The sequence below is a fragment of the Bradyrhizobium monzae genome (genome assembly GCF_021458635.1).
Taxonomy (GTDB): domain Bacteria; phylum Pseudomonadota; class Alphaproteobacteria; order Rhizobiales; family Xanthobacteraceae; genus Bradyrhizobium.
Window position 1 is genome coordinate 1,056,148 of record NZ_JAIRDQ010000001.1, and the last position, 21,886, is coordinate 1,078,033.

Annotated in this window: 21 protein-coding genes and 1 tRNA gene; 15 read left to right on the forward strand and 7 right to left on the reverse strand. The window is 60.7% G+C overall.

The annotated features are described in order from the left end of the window. Window positions 1–243: 243 nt before the first annotated feature. Together K3F49_RS39615 and K3F49_RS05220 are read left to right on the forward strand one after the other, a co-directional pair. On the forward strand, window positions 244–522 hold the full coding sequence (locus K3F49_RS39615) for a ubiquinol-cytochrome c reductase iron-sulfur subunit N-terminal domain-containing protein (protein ID WP_452100457.1): 279 nt from the start codon (window positions 244–246) through the stop codon (window positions 520–522). After that, window positions 468–845, forward strand: coding sequence for a hypothetical protein (locus K3F49_RS05220; protein ID WP_234679819.1), 378 nt, complete (start codon window positions 468–470; stop codon window positions 843–845). The genes K3F49_RS39615 and K3F49_RS05220 overlap by 55 nt, the downstream gene beginning before the upstream one ends. Before the next feature lie 171 nt (window positions 846–1,016). On the opposite strand, the gene K3F49_RS05225 is transcribed toward K3F49_RS05220, so the two are convergent. Continuing rightward, entirely contained in the window at window positions 1,017–2,192 is a 1,176-nt protein-coding gene (locus K3F49_RS05225; protein ID WP_234679820.1) for a Gfo/Idh/MocA family protein, read from the reverse strand. Window positions 2,193–2,212: 20 nt separating this feature from the next. Here K3F49_RS05225 and K3F49_RS05230 point away from each other — a divergent pair, with 20 nt between their 5' ends. The 11 genes from K3F49_RS05230 to K3F49_RS05280 all read left to right on the forward strand — a co-directional run bounded on the left by K3F49_RS05230 (window position 2,213) and on the right by K3F49_RS05280 (window position 12,339). Continuing rightward, complete coding sequence (locus K3F49_RS05230; RefSeq protein ID WP_346657297.1) at window positions 2,213–2,383, forward strand: hypothetical protein; 171 nt, start codon at window positions 2,213–2,215, stop codon at window positions 2,381–2,383. 269 nt (window positions 2,384–2,652) lie between these two features. Beyond that, the gene (locus K3F49_RS05235; protein WP_234679821.1) at window positions 2,653–3,927 is read left to right on the forward strand and encodes a tyrosine-type recombinase/integrase; all 1,275 of its coding nucleotides are present in this window, start codon (window positions 2,653–2,655) and stop codon (window positions 3,925–3,927) included. Between the two features lie 316 nt (window positions 3,928–4,243). Next, entirely contained in the window at window positions 4,244–4,552 is a 309-nt protein-coding gene (locus K3F49_RS05240) for a hypothetical protein (protein ID WP_234679822.1), read from the forward strand. Between the two features lie 81 nt (window positions 4,553–4,633). After that, window positions 4,634–5,677 carry a hypothetical protein gene (locus K3F49_RS05245; RefSeq protein WP_234679823.1) on the forward strand — a complete coding sequence of 348 codons (1,044 nt, stop codon included), beginning with the start codon at window positions 4,634–4,636 and terminating at the stop codon, window positions 5,675–5,677. Further along, window positions 5,674–6,081: a hypothetical protein gene (locus K3F49_RS05250; protein WP_234679824.1), complete on the forward strand. Its 408-nt coding sequence runs from the start codon at window positions 5,674–5,676 to the stop codon at window positions 6,079–6,081. The genes K3F49_RS05245 and K3F49_RS05250 overlap by 4 nt, the downstream gene beginning before the upstream one ends. A gap of 483 nt (window positions 6,082–6,564) precedes the next feature. Next, on the forward strand, window positions 6,565–7,017 hold the full coding sequence (locus tag K3F49_RS05255; RefSeq protein WP_234679825.1) for a hypothetical protein: 453 nt from the start codon (window positions 6,565–6,567) through the stop codon (window positions 7,015–7,017). Beyond that, window positions 7,014–8,567 (forward strand): hypothetical protein, encoded by a 1,554-nt coding sequence (locus K3F49_RS05260; protein WP_234679826.1) that lies wholly within the window; start codon window positions 7,014–7,016, stop codon window positions 8,565–8,567. Before K3F49_RS05255 ends, K3F49_RS05260 begins: the two co-directional genes overlap by 4 nt. 8 nt (window positions 8,568–8,575) lie before the next feature. After that, window positions 8,576–8,923: a hypothetical protein gene (locus K3F49_RS05265; protein ID WP_234679827.1), complete on the forward strand. Its 348-nt coding sequence runs from the start codon at window positions 8,576–8,578 to the stop codon at window positions 8,921–8,923. A 1-nt stretch (window position 8,924) separates the two neighbouring features. Continuing rightward, window positions 8,925–9,773, forward strand: coding sequence for a hypothetical protein (locus K3F49_RS05270; RefSeq protein WP_234679828.1), 849 nt, complete (start codon window positions 8,925–8,927; stop codon window positions 9,771–9,773). A gap of 941 nt (window positions 9,774–10,714) precedes the next feature. Further along, window positions 10,715–11,104, forward strand: coding sequence for a hypothetical protein (locus K3F49_RS05275; RefSeq protein ID WP_234679829.1), 390 nt, complete (start codon window positions 10,715–10,717; stop codon window positions 11,102–11,104). A 50-nt stretch (window positions 11,105–11,154) separates the two neighbouring features. After that, a complete protein-coding gene (locus tag K3F49_RS05280) occupies window positions 11,155–12,339 on the forward strand; it encodes a hypothetical protein (protein ID WP_234679830.1) in 1,185 nt (394 codons plus the stop codon). Between the two features lie 36 nt (window positions 12,340–12,375). Here the strand turns inward: K3F49_RS05280 and K3F49_RS05285 are convergent, their stop codons facing one another. The 6 genes from K3F49_RS05285 to K3F49_RS05310 form a co-directional block, all read right to left on the reverse strand. Beyond that, window positions 12,376–13,296 (reverse strand): DUF3102 domain-containing protein, encoded by a 921-nt coding sequence (locus tag K3F49_RS05285; RefSeq protein ID WP_234679831.1) that lies wholly within the window; start codon window positions 13,294–13,296, stop codon window positions 12,376–12,378. Between the two features lie 231 nt (window positions 13,297–13,527). Continuing rightward, a tRNA-Lys gene (locus tag K3F49_RS05290) sits at window positions 13,528–13,603 on the reverse strand. 167 nt (window positions 13,604–13,770) lie between these two features. After that, window positions 13,771–14,355 (reverse strand): Spy/CpxP family protein refolding chaperone, encoded by a 585-nt coding sequence (locus K3F49_RS05295; RefSeq protein ID WP_234679832.1) that lies wholly within the window; start codon window positions 14,353–14,355, stop codon window positions 13,771–13,773. 213 nt (window positions 14,356–14,568) lie between these two features. Further along, window positions 14,569–15,570, reverse strand: coding sequence for a TRAP transporter substrate-binding protein (locus K3F49_RS05300; RefSeq protein WP_234679833.1), 1,002 nt, complete (start codon window positions 15,568–15,570; stop codon window positions 14,569–14,571). 277 nt (window positions 15,571–15,847) lie between these two features. Continuing rightward, window positions 15,848–17,410 (reverse strand): 2-isopropylmalate synthase, encoded by a 1,563-nt coding sequence (locus K3F49_RS05305; protein ID WP_234679834.1) that lies wholly within the window; start codon window positions 17,408–17,410, stop codon window positions 15,848–15,850. Window positions 17,411–18,852: 1,442 nt separating this feature from the next. Continuing rightward, entirely contained in the window at window positions 18,853–19,098 is a 246-nt protein-coding gene (locus tag K3F49_RS05310; RefSeq protein WP_234680577.1) for a hypothetical protein, read from the reverse strand. Between the two features lie 300 nt (window positions 19,099–19,398). Between K3F49_RS05310 and K3F49_RS05315 the strand changes: the two genes are divergently transcribed. Both K3F49_RS05315 and K3F49_RS05320 read left to right on the forward strand, forming a co-directional pair. Then, on the forward strand, window positions 19,399–20,622 hold the full coding sequence (locus K3F49_RS05315) for an SMP-30/gluconolactonase/LRE family protein (protein ID WP_234679835.1): 1,224 nt from the start codon (window positions 19,399–19,401) through the stop codon (window positions 20,620–20,622). Between the two features lie 132 nt (window positions 20,623–20,754). Then, the gene (locus tag K3F49_RS05320; RefSeq protein ID WP_234679836.1) at window positions 20,755–21,873 is read left to right on the forward strand and encodes a D-alanine--D-alanine ligase family protein; all 1,119 of its coding nucleotides are present in this window, start codon (window positions 20,755–20,757) and stop codon (window positions 21,871–21,873) included. Window positions 21,874–21,886 lie beyond the last annotated feature (13 nt).

The following is a 21,886-nucleotide window of genomic DNA, read 5'->3' on the forward strand; positions in this document are numbered from 1 at the left end:
CGATCGGCATGCTTGATTAAACCGCGAGCATTCCCGCCGACATATTCAGGGTTTCATCGGATGTCGGCGTTGGTGGGCCGCGACTAGCATCGCCGGGGCACCAACCGAGTTGGTCGCCGGAATCCGGGAGGAAGGCGTGGCCAACTGCGACAGCAGCTCCCACGCAGGGACCTTGGCGCCTCCTTCGCGATGGGCATGCGCCCCTCTTGGCGTGGTGACGTAACTAGAAGAGGAGTTACGACAATGAACGCTCCAACCCGTCGAAATTTTCTTGGCTTCGCCCAGAACGCTGTTGCGGCCGTCGCGGTCGGTGCGATTGCGGTTCGCTTCATTGATGTCGCGGAGGCGATGCCGGTTGCGCCCGATTTAGGAGGTGCCGGACAGCGGTCCGACCTTGTGACAGAAGCGCAGTGGGGCCCCGGCCCCGGTTGGGGGGCACCGCCGCGCCCGCGCCGGCGTCGGCGCCGATGGGTTTGTTGGTGGCATCGGGGTCGCCGTGTCTGCGGCTGGCGATGGGTTTAGGTGGCCGCGCAAATGCCTTCCACCGCAGGCAGGTCTGCGGATGGCCGGCTCAAATTCTGGAGCAGACGATGCGCAACAAAAATCAGTGGCTCCTGATTGCAGCCCTCGCAGGACTCCTCATCATCGTATTCTGGTACTGCGTGTCAGTCTGGCGAGCCACACCGGCAATGCCGCTCTATGCCAATATCATTCTGGGCGTGGCTATGACTCTGGCGCTGGTTGCAGGTTGCGGCCTGACGGCCCTGATGTACCACAGCCGGCGTAAGGGATACGACGAACCTGCACGCCCTCAAACGAAGAAAGAAGACCAAGCCAGCCGATGATGAGCTCACGGCGCGATCGATGCGCATTCGAGGCCTCGGATCGCTATGCGAATGAGGGCTATACCGAGATCCGCGCGCGCTTGCGCCGTCCGCCCGGGACGCCAATGTGGAGCCATTCATCGCAGCGAGCGCCAGTATCGACCGACTGCCTCATGGCCGACGCGTCGGCAGCTACGTCATCCGAACCCATGCGCCATTGCATGTCGCGGACTTCACAGCAGCATCGATGAACTTCACGCCTGCCAGACCATTCTCAACGGTTGGGAAGATCACCTCGGGATCCGGCTTTTGGCCGGCCTCAACTGCGCGGATGGCGCGCGCTGCCTCGGCGTAGATGGTCGCGAAACCTTCAAGGTAACCTTCGGGGTGGCCGGAGGGGACGCGGGTAACGCGACCCGCCGCGCCCAGAACGCCGGCGCCGCCCCGGGTCAGGAGCTGCTTCGGCCGGCCGTAGGGCGTGAACCAGAGCTGGTTCGGATTCTCCTGCGACCATTCGAGGCCGCCTTTGCTACCGTAGACGCGTAACGTGAGGCCGTTCTCATTGCCGACGGCGACCTGACTCGCCCAGAGCATGCCCTTGGCGCCCCCTTTCCACCTGAGGAGGATCTGGACATCGTCATCGAGGCGCCGCCCCTCGACGAAGGTCGACAGTTGTGCGAGCAATTCGTCGAGCTCGAGTCCGGTGACAAAGCAGGCGAGATTGTAGGCGTGGGTGCCGATGTCGCCGATGCACCCGCCGGCGCCGGACCGGGCCGGATCGGTGCGCCACGCTGCCTGTTTGTGGTTGCTTGCCTCCAATCGCTCGGTCAGCCAATCCTGGAGATATTCGGCCTGCACCAGCCGGATCTCGCCGAGGTCGCCACTCGCGACCATGGCGCGGGCCTGCCGGACCATGGGATAGCCCGTGTAGTTGTGCGTCAGGACGAAGACCCTGCCCGCTTTCCTGACCAGCGCCACCAACTCCTCGGCGGCCGCGATGGTCGTCGTCAGCGGCTTGTCGCAGATGACATGGATGCCGGCTTCAAGGAAGGTCTTCGCAACCTGGCTGTGCATGTGGTTCGGAGTTACAATCGAGACCGCCGCGATGCCATCCGCTCGCGCGGCTTCGGCCTTCGCCATCTCCTCGAAGGAGCCATAAGCGCGATCGTCGGCAATGCCGAGCTGTTTCGCCGAGGCCTTGGCTCGAACCGGATCGGACGCGAGCGCGCCAGCAACCAGCTCGAACTGGTCGTCGATGCGAGCGGCAATGCGGTGGACCGCGCCGATGAAGGCCCCCTGTCCGCCGCCGACCATGCCGAGCCGGATACGCGCATGACGGCCCGTCTCGTTATTTGCTTTGATCGTCATTTGCTCCTCCCGCGCCGGGATTGGCCCGGCATCTTACGGTTCGCTGCATCGTCGGTGCCGGCGTTGGCGCCGCCGTAACCGGCCACTCGTTGAAGGAGGTCGAGGCGATTCTCGATGCGCACTACCTCGGCCGCGATATTGAGCTCGCAGAGGCGACGGTGCTGAAGCTCGAAGCGCGAACAAGACCGTAAAATGACCCGTAAAATAAGGCCACCTTGCCGCGTCACGCCTGATGCTAAGTGTTTGATTTATATGGTGGGCGCACCAGGGCTCGAACCTGGGACCCGCTGATTAAGAGTCAGCGCTGTCGGCTCCGCAACTAACCGCAGCTTCCCGCCTGTTCAGAACTAATTCATTAACCGGTTCAGTTACTTAGAGCCATAATGCTATGTTTTCCGGCGTGGTCGCCGGAGACTGGAAACGGCCGACCCAGCTTCGCTAATTCTTCGCTGGAGTTCCGATGCCGAAACTAAAAATGACCAAAGCCAATATCCGCGACCTCACTGTTTCGGAGGGACGTAGGCAGGAAGAATATTTTGACATCGTGATGCCGGGCCTCGTCCTGAAAGTGAACTACGGCGGCTCCCGCACTTGGTTCGCCATCCACTACGATGACCAAAAGAAAAACCGCTGGTTCAAGCTTGGCAGGTACGATGATCGCGGCGCCGACGAGTTACCTACTCCGGAAAGTGGCCAGGAATGGCCTCGCGACTTATCGCTCCAGGGGGCCCGGCAGGCCGCCCGGCTCTTCTTTCAAAACAAGGAACTGTATCTGAGAAGCCCGTTATCCTTGAATGCCCGTGTCTCCGCACAGTGGGTATTCGAGGCCGTGGTCGAAAAGTACATCGAACGACGAGCGGTCAAACTGCGGTCAAAGCGCGAGATTGAACGCACCTTGAACAAGTATGTCATTCCAGAATGGAAAGGTCGCAAGGTCGCAAGCATTGCCTGCGGTGACGGCAAGGAGCTTCATGAAAAGATCGCCGAGGCGCACGGGCCTCGTCAAGCCGATGCCGTGATTGCGAATGTGCGCGCCGTTTTGAAGTGGGTGGAAGATTTCGAGAGCTACTATGTTTGTCCCGTTCGTGCCCACCGCTCCGACAATGATGGCATGGAACGCGACGGACGCGAGCGCGCGTTGGGCGCGGATGAAATCCGCCTTGTTTGGTGCGCGGCATCGCAATTGGGAAGCTTTGGAGCGTTCGTCAAGCTGCTTCTACTTACTGCTCAGCGTCGCGAGAAGGTCGCGCGCATGAAGTGGTCAGAGATTAACGACAATCTTTGGACGATCCCGAAGGAGCTACGCGAGAAGGCTAACGCCGGGATATTGAAGCTGCCGAGACTTGCACTCGATATCATCGACGCTCAGCCACATATCGCTGGCAATCCATTCGTCTTTGCCGGACGGCTCGATGGCAAGCCGATCAACGGTTTCTCAAAGCCAAAATTGGAACTAGACGCTTTGCTTCCCGACGATTTCGAACATTGGACGCTGCATGACCTTCGGCGCACAGCACGGTCCGTCATGACGGACCTCGGCATCAGCGAACGTATTGCCGAGCAGGTGCTGGGTCACAAAATCAAGGGTGTCGAACGCATCTACAATCGATCTCAGTACATTGAACAAAAGGGCACCGCTCTTCTGGCTCTAGCAAATTATGTTTCGCAGGTCATCGCGCCCACGCCGAACGTCATCGCACTCGTCGAGCGGAGAGCGCCCGCCACGCTCGCATAGCGAACACGTCGAGCCTATCTGCGGACGTGCGGGAAGATTGCTAGCTCTTGCATCCTTGAACTGCTGGACGAGCTGCGCACACGGTTTGAGCTATATTGCCGCAGCTTTCCGCTTTTGCTAGCTTAACAGAGCCCCGAAAGGTGGCTCTGTTCGCACTGCCCGGTCTCCGGGTCCACTCATACGCAGCCGTAAGGCATAAGGCGGAGGTGGGTGCGGCTAGGGCCGATCAGAGACGGATGTGGACACCCCACTGCCCGGCTGATCCTTCTCAAAACACCGGCAGCGCATCAGCGTTGGCGGCAGAAGGATCTTGCCAATGGTGTCGCGCATCCGCTCTCGCGCTAAGCCAACAGCTCCCGTGAGGAATACTCGCGAGTACTACCTCGCCGAATTCAGGGAGTCGCACATCTATGACGATCGGCTGTTGCTCAGCCGCAAGTTGGTGATGCGGCTGCTCGACATCTCCTATGACACCATCGAGCGTCTGGAAGCAGCAGGTAAGCTGCCGCGAGTCCAATTTAGCACCGGCGGCTCACGGCCTGGCCGGACCACTAAAGTACTCTATCGGCGGGACGACGTGCTTCGGCTTATCGAAGCATCCACGATCGCTCGACCCGAGACATGACCGGGGCGCACCAAGGATGCGCCCCACCATCGCGCCGGCCGGCTAGCCAGCGCTCGCACACCGCTCCATGAAAGCGATGCTATGCCGAAGAATAAATCCAAGGGCGCCCGAAGCGCCACCCCACCGCTCGACGCGATTAGAAGCTCGTCAGCATCGGTCACCCGCTATCGGGCGGCCGATCCCCTGCCACCCCCCGGCACCGAGCTGGACGAGCGCCGCTTCTGCGGCATCCCCTATGTCGATTGCTACCACTATTTCGACAGCGCCTATTTTCTTTCCAAGACACTTCTGGGCGCCGAAGATCAATGGTGGCTGCAAGATCATTGCGAGGATTTCGATATCCTATGGGACGGCCAGCTCTTTTTCGACGAGCGCCGGAAGCGCTGGCGCGAAATACGCGTCTATCCTCCCTATCGCTTTCGCATCGAAGTCCACTTTCCCGACGACGAAGCGCGCGAGTTCTTGGTCCACCTTGCCCTCAACGGTGACCGCAAGCTTGTTGCCGCCCATCCCGCCCGCGACTTCACTTTCGATCACCGCCATTCGGCCAAGGGCGACATGCTCGAATTCGTCAATAAGCATTGGACCCAATCGCATCAGCCTAAAGGTCGCGCCTCGGCTCGCTTCGACAACGGTGCGCTAGACAATGGGGGCGGCTCGACCGGCCGCAGAGGCAGGGGGCACTATTTCACTCACTATGCTTCCGAACATTGCCGAATCGACGGCATCGTCGAGTGCTTTCATATCGAGGGGCGCTATCAGGGAAAGCAGGCTCTCACCAAGATCGGCATCAATTCGGCATTCGACCTGCTGAACTTCGATCACCTCAGGTATTGGCAAAAGGTCGACCGAGTCAGTCTCAAAGAAATCGATGTCCAGCGACTCGGCCAATATCACAGCAATCGCTTGCGCGGATCGCGCGAGCGGCCATCGGACAGGCACAGGCGCATCGGAAGCGTGCTGATCCGCAAGTATGGCCTCGATAAGTTCGGCAACATCTGTGTGCAGCAATTCATCCAACGATATGGACGCGGACCCTTCTTGAGAAATGTCCTTGAGAGGGAATGCTTTGATCAAAAAATCCAGACGAGCGGCATAGATATCAAGAAGGACGATGAACCATGAGCCGTGACGATGAAATCGACTATCGCGTCATGTACCCAATCGGGGGGCGCAATCGGAAGCGATATGCCGAGAACCCACGCAAGCCGAAGGAGCCGAAGAAGACCTATGGCCTCTTCAGCCGCTCCCCCACCGAGGATCGCCAAAAGAAAGCCCAGCTGACCCGGCGCCACCTCGGCAAGCGCTATGACGATGACGGCCGACCCCAACCGAGCATGGAAAAGATGATCCGGATGCGAGTGGCCAAAGACCTGAACCGCTCCGCGAAGAGCATAATTGCTGAACTCGACCGACTTGACTATGAAGCCGCTCCCGTGACCGTGTCGATGATCCGGCAAGAAATGATCGCCACTCTGCGCCTCTGCGAGAAGCACGGCAGCATCATTATTCCCGCGTGGGACGACTAGATCAGTCGCTGTCGCAGGCAGCGCATAACGGACCGCTATGAGCTATAGGGATCTGACAATGCAGGCAGCGCGGACGATCATCATCGCGCAGACGAAGCTCCGCGAGCCTTGCCTCTCGCTTCTGGCGTTCACGCTTGTTGGTGTCTTCGGACATTAGGGTGCTCCAATAGGGTTGCGAAATCCCAACCTATTGGGGGCAGTTCAGGCTCCATGAGCCCCACAGCGGACCTACCGCGCCCGGGAAGATAAACGAAGCGAGAAGAAATTGGAAGTATTCGCCCCGCCCTTTTTTTGAGCACTGAGAGACAAAGACGACGATCGAATATTTTTGCTCAGATGAGCGAGTGACGCGCATTCTCTGATTTTCGATCAGCAGCTCGCTGCGCAAAAACCGCCTTAGAATGTGCGATTAGCCAAAGAGGGTTGCAATTAGCGAACATATAGACCCAGCTTGCGCAAAATCTCCAAGCATCTGGAATGCAGATGGCTGCAAGCAAGCACATCACTCAGCGAAAGACTAAAGCACGATCGCGTGTCACGAATGGCAAAAGTCTATTTCCGAAAGAAGTGGACCAGCGCACTCTTTACTATCGAAGATTTCGCGATCTCATCGATTTGCTTTCGGCTGATCTTGGCGGCGTCGATTGTCTCAGCACGAGCGAGATGGCGCTTGTCAGGACGGCAAGCACGCACATGACCGCGCTGGAGCAACTGGAGATGAAGTTCGCTCTGGCCGAGGGCAAGGCTGGTAATGACGATTTGATGCTTTACCAGACGCTCTCGAATTCATTGCGGCGGCTGCTCAAAGAACTCGGCGTCAAGCGGAAGCCGCGCGATTTGACCCCGGCGAGCCCTCGCGATTATCTGCGCAGCCGCATGATCGACGATGATGATCCGCCTCGACTGAACGGCAGCCATCGAGTGAGGGCTGCATGATCCAGAGGTATCGGGCTTCCGCTGAACAAAGGAAGCCTGGACCTCGTCGCCGACCAAAGCAGGACGGCTCGATTATCGACTGCATCCATGACCCGCAGCTCTTCGCGTCTTGGTTCGAGGACGATTGGCAGAGCTGGCAGCCATGGCTCGCGTTCCTCTGTGCTCTCTTCGCCCTGCCGATGGATGCGGACAAGCTCGGCGTCTACCGCGAATGCACGTCCCGCAAGGATGCACCGAGTGATATCGCGAGGGAAGCTTGGCTTGTCTGCGGACGGCGTGCAGGCAAAAGCTTCATCCTCGCCCTCGTCGCCGTCTTCCTCGCCGCCTTCTTTGACTATCGGCCCTATTTGGCGCCGGGCGAGCGCGGCACGATCCTCGTCATCGCTGCCGACCGGAAGCAGAGCCGGGTCATCCTTCGTTACATCGCAGCGCTGCTCAAGGGCGTGCCGATGCTGACCCGGCTCATCACCCGAGAGACGGCGGAGGGCTTCGATCTCGCCAATTCAGTCTCAATCGAAGTCGCGACTTGCTCCTTCCGCTCGGTGCGCGGCTACACACTCGTCGCCGCCCTTCTGGATGAGGTCGCCTTCTGGCGCGCAGAGGACAGTGCTGAACCTGACTATGAAGTGCTGAATGCGCTGCGACCGGGGATGAGCACAATCCCCAATAGCATGCTGCTGTGTGCCAGCTCGCCCTATGCGCGGCGCGGCGTGCTCTTCGAGGCGCATCGGTCGCATTTCGGCCGCGAGCATGATCCGGTCCTCGTCTGGCAGGCTGCCACGCGCCGGATGAACCCGAGCGTGCCGCAGAGCTTCATCGACGCGGAGATGGAGCGTGACGCCGCATCCGCTCGCGCCGAGTATCTTGCGCAGTTCCGCGCAGACATCGAAGCTTTCATCACCCGCGAGGCCGTGGAAGCCTGCATCTCCAAGAATGTGTATGAGCGCGGTCGGATCGATGGGGTCCGATATTCGGCTTTCTGCGATCCGTCGGGCGGCTCCGCCGACTCGATGACGCTTGCGATTGCTTCCAAGCAGAATGGCGTCGCGACGCTCGACGCTTTGCGGGAGCGCAAGCCGCCTTTTTCTCCCGAACAAGTCGTCAGCGAGTTCGCCACGCTGCTTAAGTCCTATGGCATTACGAAGGTGCTCGGGGACCGCTATGCCGGCGAATGGGTCAAGGAGCCTTTCCGCGCGCATGGCATCACGTACGAGAGCGCGGCCAAGCCGAAGTCGGACCTCTATCGCGATTTCCTGCCGATCGTGAACTCCCGCAAGGCCGATCTGCTCGACCACCCGAAGCTCTTGCAGCAGCTCGTTGGTCTAGAGCGGCGCGTAGCTCGCTCCGGCAAAGACAGCATCGATCACAGCCCCGGCGCTCACGATGACATCGCCAATGCGGTTGCAGGCGCGCTGACGAACGTCGGCGTGCGCAAGTACTCCTATGACTCATCGCTCGCTTGGGTCGGCGGCGACGATCTCGACGAGAACGCAACTTTCCGAGCCGGGCGGATCACCCGGTATCTCTTCAGCGGAGGAATCATCAGATGAAGAGCGAAGTGTTCGACAAGGACGGCAAGCGGATCACGCTGGCCGGGAATGTGATCCCGGATGGTGCGACGATCCGGGTGCCGCGCATGCTCATGGACGCCGCGCCGCCGGCCATACTTCACCGGCCGGGATCGCTGCCGCTTGCGGATGCGGTGATGGATGCTCGGCAAGCAGCCTATGAAGACCGCAAGCGGAGCTTGTCGGATCAATGGCGGGCGCCGGCACCGGCTCAGCCCCTGGCCGATGCCAAAGCGGGCCAGACGACGCCGCCAGCGGCCGTCGGAGGCGCTTCTGACGCCGCTGCTCAATATGCCGACCGCTGCGCGGCTCTCGAACGCGCTTATCGGAGGGCCTGACATGCTGCAATTACCCACCCTGGCCCGTGTAAAGCTGGATCGGCTCGATAGCCGAGCCATAGAGCTGCATGACGCTGTCACTTCCATGGCCCGTCGAGCTTCCGAACTCTCCAGAGCGCGAAGCACGGCACCGGTCACGGAGCTGGCCGGCATGGATCTAGAGCTGGCGCGTCTGCAGGACAAGCTACCCGATCTGCAGGAGAAGCACCGCAATCTGGCTAACCTTGGCGCCAACATCAAGCATTGGGTCTCGGTCGCGACTGGGACCTACGAGATGGCCAAGCTGAGTCGCGCGATGCCGGCCGATGTGAAGACGACTCGAACGCCGGCCCATGCAGTGTCGAATGTGAGAGCGCAGATCAAAGTGCTCGCCGCCCAGCGTGTGCGCGTCTTGCAATCGGGCGTACCGGCCGCCGATCTCAAGGAGCAGGCATCGGCCTTTGTCCAGACACAGCGCGAGAACGGACGACCGAAGCTCGTCTTTGGCCACACGATAACATTCCAAGCTCAATTCAATGCGCTCGTCGATGGAGCGTGGACAACCAAGCAAGACATCGGCGCCGCGCTCGCTTGGCTGGACCCCGTCGCATTCGAAAAAAAATTGCACGACGAAATCGAGATGCTTCCGAAGCCGACGCTCGCGATGTCGTCAGATGAGCGCGCCGCCAAGCTGCTGGAGCTGGAGGTCGAACTGCTGAAATGCGAACGCGAAGAGGAAGCGCTGATCGAACTCAGCGAGGAGCAGGGAGCAGCCGTGCACCGCAGACTGGATGCCGATCCTCGCGCCGTGCTCGGCATCGTGATTGCGAGCGCCAAGAAGTCGAAGCCGGAGCGCATTAGAGCCGCCTAACGAATACCCTCCCGCTTGGTCTCGCGTCGGGAGGGGCAATGCCTGGATCGGCTGGGATGCCCGTCGCCGATCCGGGGGCGGACAAGTCGGTGAGTGTCCGACCTTCATGAAACAACCCCGACAGCCTGCGGCCCTCCTTCCGGGCGCGGCGGGCACAGCGAGCCGCCGCTCCCTGCCCGGTGTCCAGCGGCGGCTCGCTTCCTTCTAGCGTTGGCCTTGCCCGATATCTGCTTTAGCCTCGCGAGCAGACATGCCGATGTCGCGGACGCATGCCGGCTTTGGGCCAAAACTGGACATCAACAGGACAATGACAAAGCCATGGTCGCTTGTCGGCGGCCATAGCTCGATGCACTTTTATCTCTCTGTGAATTCGCGATGCCTCAAACCCGATTCGTGGTGCCGGCCATAACGCCAATGAACGATCCTGCCAGGAAAGAGGCACTAAGCATTATTAGATAGAGAACAAACTTGTCTTGACCAAAATGAAGTAAGATCCACCCAAGCAGCGTGCAAATTAGCCCGCAGCCTACCGGCCAAAGCGCACGCCGCCGTACTGCGAGCCGCTGGGCCGGGCCAAGCAGCTCAGAGTTCCGTGATAGATTCCAGGCTCGGCGAAACGATACCTCGTAACTCAAGGCTAATACGGCCAGACAGGCAGCGAAGAAGTAATAAGACATTATCGTTGTTGCCAACCGTTACCATCTTGAAGGACGCGAGACGATAGCGTGGATTGATTGCCTCGATCTTAAGGGGGATAGCGAACCAACAGTCGTATCGGAGCACTATTCGAAGCTCGTCAACGATGTCCGTTCAGGGTCATGAGCCCCCTCTGGGCTCGTTCAATTGCAGGTTCTGCTTACCCTCCCAAAGCGGATGAGCGCAGCCGGGGACTCGACATTTCGTTCTTGTTATGTTCTATTATCAGCATAGGCAAGGAGCGGATGGCGGGCTGGCGGATGTACTCAAGAAAGCAGATAGATCAGCTAACCGAACGCACTAAAGCCCAGCCGAAGGCGTCGGCGCCCGATCCAGCCCCGGCCGACCCGATCCCCGATGCCATGTGGCAATCGCTGCTAGACGACCCGCGCGCGGCCGGCAAGCCCAAGGTGTCGATCCAGCAATGCCGCCTCGCCGACATCCAGCACCACATGCTGCGCGTCGCGTGCTCGCGCTGCTCTCGCATCGTTGAGATGCAGAAAGCCGAGGCCATCCGCTATTTCGGAGCTGATGCGATCTGGAAGAATGTCGGCCAGCGCTTGCTCGATCAGACCTGCACCAATCGCACCGGCCGGCATGAGGAGGATGGCTGCTGGCCAAATTGGAACGCCTAACCCGGAAACGAAATTCAGGCTGACACCTTCTCACAACTCAGAATAGAGTAATGCAGGGCGAGGGTGAAATACTGAAGATGCCGAAAGAATTCGACTGGGAGCGGGGATTTGATCGTAACCGAGTGCTTGGTCAACTTAAAGGTATCCGAAAGAAGGACGGACGCTCTTTCGATGCGGCCGGTTATTCCTTCTGGTTTCCAGTGCTCAGTTCGGCCATCCGAGCGACCCGAATTGCAGCACCCATTAAAGCGAAATGCGTAGCGGCTTCTGTATCTGACCCATCATTGAGTCTGACCGATCCCGACGCATTTCTTGTTCGCTGCAATCAAGAATTTGAGAAATTGGCGCAGCGACCCAAATCAAAATTCGTTCTGTATACGACGATCACCTATGCCGGCCCTAAGCCAATTGATTGGATTGGTGACGATGGTGCACGCATTTATTGGCAACCCAGCCAGCGTGGCAAGTTTTTACGCGCGGCTAGAAAAGCTCAGGAGGAGCAAAATATTCGACGGGCAGCCAGCAATATCCCGACCGAGGACGGCACACTCTCGCCAGTTCTAGTGCACCTGTCAGCTCACGACCCTTTCGATGCCTTTGAAAGAGCTAGCGAGCATGTCGATCGCTTTCGAGGTATGCTAAATCTCCTTGTTAATTCTGGCAAATCGGTCAACCCTTTCGCCAGATTGACTGCTCCTCACGCAGTGAACAAATGTCGACGCGGCCCTTTCCATTCGATTCACTATCCGGATGGTTCGCTCGCCACCGAAACGTTTTGGTATGAACCGAGATGGGTACACGACACGCCATCCGTTGAATTTAAGGATCCTCGGGACTATCGAAAAAGCATCCAGCGCTGGTGGAGCACGCTGCAGCGAAACTCCATGAAAGATTTCATTTCCGACATCCTCATCCGCTATTGCCGTGCGCTCGACTCACATGAAGCGGACGCCGCGTTGCTCGGAATATGGCAGGTGTTAGAGAAATTGATGGGCACTGAAAAATACGATCTCCTTATCGATCGTCTCGTCCGGATTTTTCGAGATCATGCCGATGCTCGATTAATCGCAGGGCATATCGCCCCTCCGATCACACCGCGATCGAGTTCCTTGAATTCAATTCGCCAGAACTTTCCGCAATCTATTTCGGATGCCGAAGCTCGAAAGAAGATCGCGAAAGGATTACCAAGGCGGCGCGCGCCATCAACCCGGGCGCCAAGCTTCTCTTGGCTGTAAAGTCAGAAAGAGAGTTTGCGCTCGAGTTCGAACCAATCAACTAGACTGCGGCGGAAGCTCACTTTGGTAGGCCGCGATCCGTGCGATTAACACTGCCTCCCGATGGCGGACGTAAGCTTCATCGAAGCCCTTCCTACTATTCGACTGCGCTTTGGCCTCCCCGTCGAGAGTCGCTACGGTCGAAGCTTCCAATCGCTCAGCGAGCTCATTCGCTGTAGTTGCGAGCCCGCGTAGCGCGCGGTTTAGCTCGCCGACGATCTCTGGTACCAAACGTTCCCGCGTGTCGATGATCCGCTCAATTTTCTCTCGAACCGCGATCTTGCGAGAGACGGGTGTCGTTCTAAAGCGGGCGCCTCGCTTGGTGGCGATCAGCGTGCTCGCCTTCGGATATGCCAGGAATTTTCTGATTTGGTCGGCCAGATCATCGACTAGCTCCGTGCTTGCGGGCTGGTCCTCTGCAAAATCATTCTCAGTCCATTGATGGCCCGGTAGCTTGCGTTCTGTTTCCCGACACAATGCGCACTTCACCTCCGTCCGAATATCTTCGCTGCGCGGCAGAATGGTCTGACGTCCAGCGAGCGCCATCGCATCTTTGCGTTCCATCTTAGAATTGACGACCCCGTCTTCGATGGCGCGCTCCAAGTCTTCCCGCTTCAGTTTGCTTAGCTCATAGAGCGTTCCCCACGACGCCGGCAAATCGTTCACGTGTGCTCGATTTGCAATTATCGGATGCGACGCGATCCGCATGAGCTTCCTGGCCGTGCTTTCGGAGAACGGCAATTCATTGCGGACCATGATTTCAAATTCGCCGTGATTGAGCGTGCCCTTCGCGTCGATCAAGCGGCTCCCGGTCTCAATGATACTTTCGACGGCGCTCCGCCAAGCTTCGGCGATGCGAAGCACATGCTCTTGTCTCGCTGACGAGGGCAGGTCTTCGGAATTGGCCTGATGTTGCATGACGGCTCTCATCCCTTAGCGGAGCAGTGTTTCATACAAAGAAGCACCCCGCGGTAGCTTTGCGCTTTAGTCCTTTGCCGGACTGCGGAGGTCGTTCTTCCTCGCTCAAGGAGGAATTAGGCGCACCGACCAGATGACTGCAATGTTGCGAAACGAACGGGACGGCTCGCTAAATCCTTCGCTAAAGGACCTGAGCGATTGCCGAAACAAGGGCTAAGCTTTTGAAAAGCTTGGTGGGCGCACCAGGGCTCGAACCTGGGACCCGCTGATTAAGAGTCAGCTGCTCTACCAACTGAGCTATGCGCCCGAAAGGCGGTCAATGCCTTGCGAGGTCGGTCGTTTAGCAAAGCGATCCGGGTCTGGCAAGCGATGTGGCGCATGTTTTCCAAGGTTCTTCCACAGCCCCGGAAATGCGAAAAGCCGCTGGATTCCAGCGGCTTCTCAGAGGTCCATACCCGGGAAATGCCGGAGCGCTTACAAGCGCCCGTCCTGATCCGGACCGTCGTCGCGATCGTGGCCGCGGAAATGGTCCATGCCACGCTCCATCATGCGGTCCATGCCGCGCTCCATGAAGTGGCGGCGCGGGCCGTCCTCGCCGCCGCCGAATGGGCCGCGGTGGCGGGTCAAGACGGCAAGGCGGCGCTTCTGGCCGTCATCGAGGGTCTTGTAGAGCGGATCGGCGGCGTCGGCGATTTTCTTCAGCGCCGCCGAGGTCGCACCCATGTCGTCGGCGCGCTGGCGCAACCGGGCGACCGGATCCTCCGGCTTGTCGGCATCGCCCGGGCCCGCGTTCATCCGCGCATTGGCGCGATCGAGGCGCAGCTTGGCCAAGTCGCGCACGGCGGCCTCGACCGGCGGCCACAGTTTCTCCTGGTCGGCGTTGAGCTTCAGCCCGGCATGGACCGCGGCGATCCGCGCGTCGACGAAGGCGGCGCGGTCTTCCGGGTTCATGCGGATGTGGCGGAAGTGCTCCATCCACGGGCGATGATATTGGGCATAGACCGCGCCCGAGCCGGCGATGCTGAGCACGGCGATGGCGGCGATGGTGAACTTCCTCATACGGACCTCCTCTGGAAGGATGTCCTGAAGATGAGGGCCTGAAGGCTAAGACGCAACTTACAACTTGGACAGGGAGCGCGTTCTTTCGGAGATGTCATTCATTTGAATGTCCGTTCAGCGACCGGCGGACATCATCCGTAACAAAAAAGAGCTTCCGTGCAGCCCGCACGGAAGCCCCGCTTCATATTTCGTTTGGATTCGTTCGAACCGCGCTCAGTTCGTCGTGCTTTTTGCTGCCTTCAGGAACTCGTCGATCAGCGGCTGGCCGATGCGGCTTGCGGCGTCCTTGTAGACCGGCTCCATCGCCTTGCGCATCGCTTCGTCCTGCTCCGGCGTGAGCTTGATGATCTCGCTCTTGCCGCTCTTCTTGATCTCGGCGAGAGCGTCGTCGTTTTCCTTCTGCGACTGCGCGTTGTTGAAGTCGGTCGCCTCCTTCATCGCCTTCGACAGCTGGTCGCGAATGTCGGCCGGCAGATCGTCCCAGAACTTCTTGTTCACGATCACGACGTAGCCGATGTAACCGTGATTGGTCTCGGTGATGTACTTCTGCACCTCGTGCATCTTCTGGGTATAGATGTTCGACCAGGTGTTCTCCTGGCCGTCGACCACGCCGGTCTGCAGCGCCTGGTAGACTTCCGAGAACGCCATCACCTGGGGCAGCGAACCGAGCGCCTTGAACTGCGCCTGCAGCACCCGCGAGGACTGGATGCGGAACTTGACGCCCTGATAATCGGCCGGTGCCACCAGCTTCTTGTTGGCGCTCATCTGCTTGAAGCCGTTGTCCCAATAGGCGAGGCCGGTGATGCCCTTCGGCTCGAGCAGCTTGAGCAGCCGCGTGCCGAGCGGACCTTCAGTTACCTTCCGCAGCGTCTTCAGATCGGGAAGGATGTAGGGCAGATCGAACACCTCGAATTCGCGGATGCCGAGCGGGCCGAACTTGGAGTTGGACGGCGCCAGCATCTGCACGCTGCCGAGCTGAAGCGCCTCGAGCTCTTCCTTGTCCTTGTACAGCGTCGAGTTCGGATAGACCTCGATCTTGACCTTGCCGCCGGTGTACTTCTCGGCGAGTTCCTTGAACTTCTCGGACGCCTTGCCCTTCGGCGTGTCGGTCGCGACGACATGACTGAACTTGATGATGATCGGGTCGGCGCTGGCGGGTCCGGCAAGGCTCAAGGCCAATGCCGCGACGGATGCCGCGATCGCGAAGGTGCGCATAATCTCTCCCTGTTGTTTTTGGGTCGCCCGGCGCGCGGGGGACCTATCCTCATGCCGGCAGCATCAATACAGGCCGGCGCACCTCGGTGCTATTGGCCGTTAGCAGGGCAGCTATTCGCAGTGAACGCCGCGAGCACTGCTGCGTCCCCTCTCCCGCTTGCGGGAGAGGGTTGGGGAGAGGGTGTCTCCGCATCGGGACACTCCCCGCATGGAGAGAACCCTCACGCCGCCCTTCGGGCGTCGGCCTCTCCCGCAAGCGGGAGAGGCGAAGCAAGCCTCAGCTCGCCGCAGCCGTCGTCACGGTGTCGCGCTGGCGCTTCATGACCATCTTGTTGAGCGCGCCGAGATAGGCCTTGGCCGACGCCACCAGCGTATCCGGATCCGCCGCGCGCGCCGTCATCGCACGTCCCTCATGCGACAGTCGCACAGACACTTCCGCCTGCGCGTCGGTACCTTCGGTCACTGCGTGGACCTGATACAGCTCGAGCTTGGCCTCGTGCGGCACCAGGCGCTTGATGCAGTTGAACACCGCATCCACCGGACCGTTACCCTCGGCTTCCTCGATCTTGATCTGGCCGTCGACGTCGAGTTTCATGGTCGCGCGCTGCGGGCCATGGGTGCCGGCGATCACGGTCAGCGAGGTCAGCTTGATGCGGTCGTGCGACGCCGCCATCTCCTCGTCGACCAGCGCCTCGATGTCCTCGTCGTAGATGTCCTTCTTGCGGTCGGCGAGCGCCTTCATCCGTGTGAACGCATCTTCCAGCTGGTTCGGACCGAGCTTGTAGCCCATCTCCTCCAGCTTGTGCACGAAGGCATGGCGTCCGGAATGCTTGCCGAGCACCAGCGAGGACTGCTTCAGGCCGACCATTTCGGGCCGCATGATCTCGTAGGTCGAAGCATCCTTCAGCACGCCGTCCTGGTGAATGCCGCTCTCATGCGCAAAGGCGTTCCGGCCGACGATGGCCTTGTTATACTGCACCGGGAACGAGGTCGCCGCCGACACCACCTTCGAAGCGCGGGTCAGCTGCGTGGTGTCGATCTTGTTCCAGAACGGGAATTTGTCGTTGCGCACGTTGATCGCCATCACGATCTCTTCGAGCGCAGCGTTGCCGGCGCGCTCGCCGATGCCGTTGATGGTACACTCGACCTGACGCGCACCGCCAACCACGCCGGCCAGCGAGTTCGCAACGGCCATGCCGAGGTCATTATGGCAGTGCACCGAGAACACCGCCTTGTCCGAGTTCGGCACGCGCTCGATCAGCGTCTTCATGAAGTGGGTGTATTCGTCGGGCGTGGTGTAGCCGACGGTGTCGGGTATGTTCACCGTCGTCGCACCGGCCTTGATGACGGCCTCGACGATGCGGCACAGATAATCCATCTCGCTGCGGGTGCCGTCCTCGGCCGACCATTCGACGTCGTCGATCTGGTTGCGGGCGCGCGCGACCATGGCAACCGAGGTCTCAAGCACCTGCTCCGGGGACTTGTTCAACTTCACCCGCATATGCAGCGGCGAGGTCGCGATCACGGTGTGGACGCGGCCGCGCTTGGCGAATTTCACGGCCTCGGCGCAGCGGTCGATATCGGCGGGATGCGCCCGCGACAGGCCGGCGATCACGGCGTTCTTGGAGCGGCGGGCGATCTCGCTCACCGCCTGGAAATCGCCTTCGGAGGTGATGGGGAAGCCGGCTTCGATGACGTCGACGCCCATATCGTCCAGCAGTTCCGCGACCTCGAGCTTCTCCTCGAAGGTCATGGTGGCGCCAGGGCACTGCTCGCCGTCGCGCAGGGTGGTGTCGAATATGATGACGCGGTCCTTATCGGACTTGTTCGCGGGGGCCATTGCAAAATTCCTTTTGAGCTTTTGCGCCGTCAGTCTGCTGGGCGCTTGAGGTGTCCGGTGATCTCGACCAACCCCTGAGCGCCCAGGCGCGTGGCGCCCAGCCGGCCCTCAGGGGCAAGTAAGAAGAAGGCCGCCAATAAGGAGGGTGGGCAGCAGCGCGGCCGGGATCGTGGCGGCGGCCAGAGCCACCTCCCCCGAAATCCCATCAATTTGGCCGCGAATCAGCATTGCCAGACCCTTTTGAGCCCCAAATCGTCGGTCAAAACCGTTGACGGTTGGTTGCCGGGAGGCCCAATGCGTCGTTTCTAGACGAGAAATAGCAGCAACTGCAACGCCAAAAGATGGTCAGGGGGGCTGACCTGACCCGGCCGCCGGTCTCCGTGTCCCGGACACGCTGCAGCGCGGACGCGTCGCCGCGTCCGGGGCACGGACTGAACTATGGCGTACGCTGCCTCCACAATCGTCATTGCGAGCGGAGCGAAGCAATCCAGAATCCCTCCGCGGAACGACTCTGGATTGCTTCGCTGCGCTCGCAATGACGGAGCAAGCGGTGGCATTGTGATCCTCCACTAGACATTTCATCTCGTAGACACACCCTCGCGTCCTCGCGGCGCGTTTCGCCCGAGTTTTGCTCTTCGTTTCATGCCCTCTTCAAACAAAGGGCGCAGGGAAGGCCGGGTGCCGGCTGGCACCCACGGTCCGCTGTGCGCATGTAGCGCAAAAGAACTGCACAGCGGCATACAGGTGAAGCCGAACACACGGCCTTCCCTGCGCGATGGTTGGACGGCTTATGCCGTGCTCTCCCGGGAGCCGAATTCCTTCTGGCCTCCCTCACCTCACGGAATTCGCCGGCACCGCGCCGGTTGGCGCCAATGCCGCATCCGCAAGACTTGACCGTAGCGACGACGGCCGGGACCACACGGTTTTGCCGTACGCGGACTTTCCGGCTTCGCCAAAAGGCTTCGCCGGACATCAAGCGCCGTTCGTACAACGCGGCTTGCGAGACGCTCACGGGGTTCGGCTCAATCCATCGCCCCGCCCTGCACTCGCATCCGCGACGGCGCTGCTCGCGTCCACCGCAACCCGATCCGCGGCTCGTGACGACGTACGACCGCCCCTTTTCGCCGGATCAGGATGGGCGATACATACGATAAAACCGAAATTCGGTAAAGTGGAATATTTGGCGTAGGGCGGTTGACCCAGCGGCTGGTGTTTCGCCCGACGGGTAGCGCAAGGGATTGTAGCCCCGCAGGGAGCGATGCTTACCGCAGTCGAGCCGTCATCCTGAGGTGCGAGCCCTGCGATGCATATGCATCGCAGGGTGAAGCCTCGAAGGATGAGCCACGCGCGCCTCCGGCCCATCCTCGAGGCGCGCAAGGGCGCGCACCTCAGGATGACGGCTGAGCTTGTGGCAAGGCAAAATCGTAACGTGGTCTGGAGGCCTACCCCGTGCGACGCGAACGGGCCCTGCTTTCCCAGCGGTCCAGCATCTGGCCGAGTTCACCAACGGCGGGGGACGGAGTTTCGTTGGTGTTGGCGGGAACGGTGGGACTGAGCCAGTCAGGCTGCGTGTAGCCGCCCGAGCGGCGAGCCTTGGCACGCCGTTTGCGGGACTGGAAATCGCGCGTGAAATAGCCGGCCGCATACGCGATCCCGAGCAACACGATCAATGTGATGATACCCTGCACCATTGGCTGCGGCCCTTTCTTCCAAGGTTTCTGCGCAGCAATAGGGGCAAGGTCAAGGCTTGACAGGGCCCAAACTGGGGCTCGGTCAATTGGCCAAGGGCGCGCGAATTGTCGGGTCACACCGTGCAGAACGGCCGTTCACATTTATTCCCGCATGAATCCGCAAATTGACGAATTCAACCATCTCTAAATTGCGCAGACGACGCGACGGCAGCCCTCGCAACTCATCGCGGACGGGACTAACCTTGGGTTGCTCGGCTGGATCAACCGGCTAGCTGAATATAACCAGGGAGGACGCGAATGACACGCCAACAGCAGCGTGAGCAGGATGCCGCGCTTTCACGACGGACGTTGGTCCAGGGACTTGCGCTCGGTGCCGCGGCCACGATGGCCGGAACGGGCGCCGCGCTGGCCCAGGCCGGACCTGCCGCCCCGCCGACGACGATCACCACACCGCCGCGCGACTTCGGCCCCCATGGCGCACCGACCACCTATTTCTGGGACCCCGATATCATCGCGGTCGATCCCTCCTTCAACGATCTGGCGCAGCCCAACACCGCGATCAAGCGGCTCTATACCGGCGTGCTCTGGGCCGAAGGTCCGGCATGGAGCGCCCAAGGCCGCTATCTGCTCTGGAGCGACATTCCCAACAACAGGCAGATGCGCTGGAGCGAGGATGACGGCCGCGTCAGCGTGTTCCGCACGCCCTCCAACAATTCCAACGGCAACTCGTTCGACTTCCAGGGCCGCCAGCTCTCCTGCGAGCATCTGACCCGGCGGGTGACGCGCTACGAGCACGACGGCACCGCCGCCGTGCTGTGCGACAATTACAACGGCAAGAAGCTGAACTCGCCGAACGACGTGGTCGCGCATCCCGACGGCAGTTACTGGTTCACCGATCCGCCCTATGGCGGCCAGCTTTATGAAGGTGAGCCCGACGCGGCGGGCGGACCGAGCAATGCAGGCGGCAAGCTCAATCCCCGGATCGGACAGCCAGCCGGCTTCACACCGGGCAAGCGCGAGCTGCCGACCAATTGCTATCGCATCGACCCAAGCGGCCGCGTCGATCTCGTCGTCACCGAGGAGCAGGTGCCCGATCCCAATGGCCTGTGCTTCTCGCCCGACTTCAAGAAGCTCTACGTCGTCTCGACCGGCAAGGGACCGGGCGACACCGGTCCGGGCGGCAAGGGCGAAATTTTCGTGTTCGATGTCGGCAGCGACAACAAGCTGTCCAATCTGAAGCGCTTCTCCGATTGCGTGATCGACGGCGTGAAGTGCGGGCCGGATGGCGTGCGCTGCGACGTCAACGGCAATGTCTGGGCTTCCAGCAATGCCGGTCGCGCGGTCGGCTATAACGGCGTGACCGTGTGGTCACCCGAAGGCAAATTGCTCGGCCGCATTCGCCTGCCGGAAGTCTGCGGCAACATCTGCTTCGGCGGGCCGAAGCGCAACCGCCTGTTCATGGCCGCGAGCCAGTCGCTCTACGCGGTGTTCACCGCGACGCAAGGTGCGGGGCCGGGCTGAAGCAGAGCGCAAGTCGAGCTGCGAGACGGCGCCGGCGTGCCTCGCCGGCGCCGAATTGTTTGGATGATCGGATCGATGCGCGAACATCGAGGCAGCACGTGACTTCCGGGCGGAGCGCGTGATAATTGAATCATGGCAGACAAAATTCGCGTCGTTGTTCTCTATGGCGGCAGGTCCGGTGAGCACGAGGTCTCGCTGAAATCGGCCGCCTCCGTGCTCCGGCATCTCGACCGCGCGCGTTTCGAGGTGATCCCGGTCTCCATCGACAAGACAGGTCGCTGGCAGTGGAACGATCCTGCCGGGATCGATCCGGCGCAGGCGGCCTTGCCGATTCTGCCCGATGCGCCCGAGATGCGGTTCGCCCGAGGCGCCGACGGATGTGGCGTTCTCATGCCGATCTCCGAAAGCGCGACAGACCCGATCGAGATCGACGTCGTGTTTCCGGTCATGCACGGCCCGCTTTGCGAGGACGGCACCCTGCAGGGCCTGCTGGAGCTGGCCGAGGTCGCCTATGTCGGCTCGGGCGTTCTCGCCTCCGCCGTCAGCATGGACAAGGATGTCGCCAAGCGGCTCGCGGAATTCGCCGGCGTTCCGGTCGCGCCCTATCGCGTGCTCACCCGCAAGGCCTTCACCGCCGACCGCGCCGCGTCACTCGCCAGGGCGGTCGAGGGTTTGAGCCTGCCGGTGTTCGTCAAGCCGTGCAACATGGGCTCCAGCGTCGGCATTCACAAGGTGAAGACCTTTGATGCGCTTGGCCCTGCGCTCGATGATGCGTTTCGCTATGACGTCAAGGTGCTGGTCGAACAGGGTATCGACGCGCGCGAAATCGAGGTCGCGGTGCTCGAGGGCGAGACGCTGTTTGCGAGCGTCGCCAGCGAACTCAATCCGAACGCCCAGCACGAATTCTATTCCTACGAGGCCAAATATCTCGATCCCGACGGCGCCCGCGTCGATCTTCCGGCCAGGCTCGACGCGACGCAGATGCAGCGCGTGCGCGCGCTCGCGGTGCAAGTGTTCGCGGCGCTCGAATGCAGCGACCTCGCGCGGGTCGATTTCTTCCTCGACCGGCAAACCGGCGAATTCTGTTTCAACGAGATCAACACCCTGCCCGGCTTCACGTCGATCAGCATGTATCCGAAGATGATGGAAGCCTCGGGCGTGCCATATGGGGAGCTGCTGACGCGCCTCGTCCATCTGGCGCTGGACCGCTACCAGCAGCGCCATGCCCTGGAACGCGGCTATTCGAGCTAGGTTGTCTCCGCGA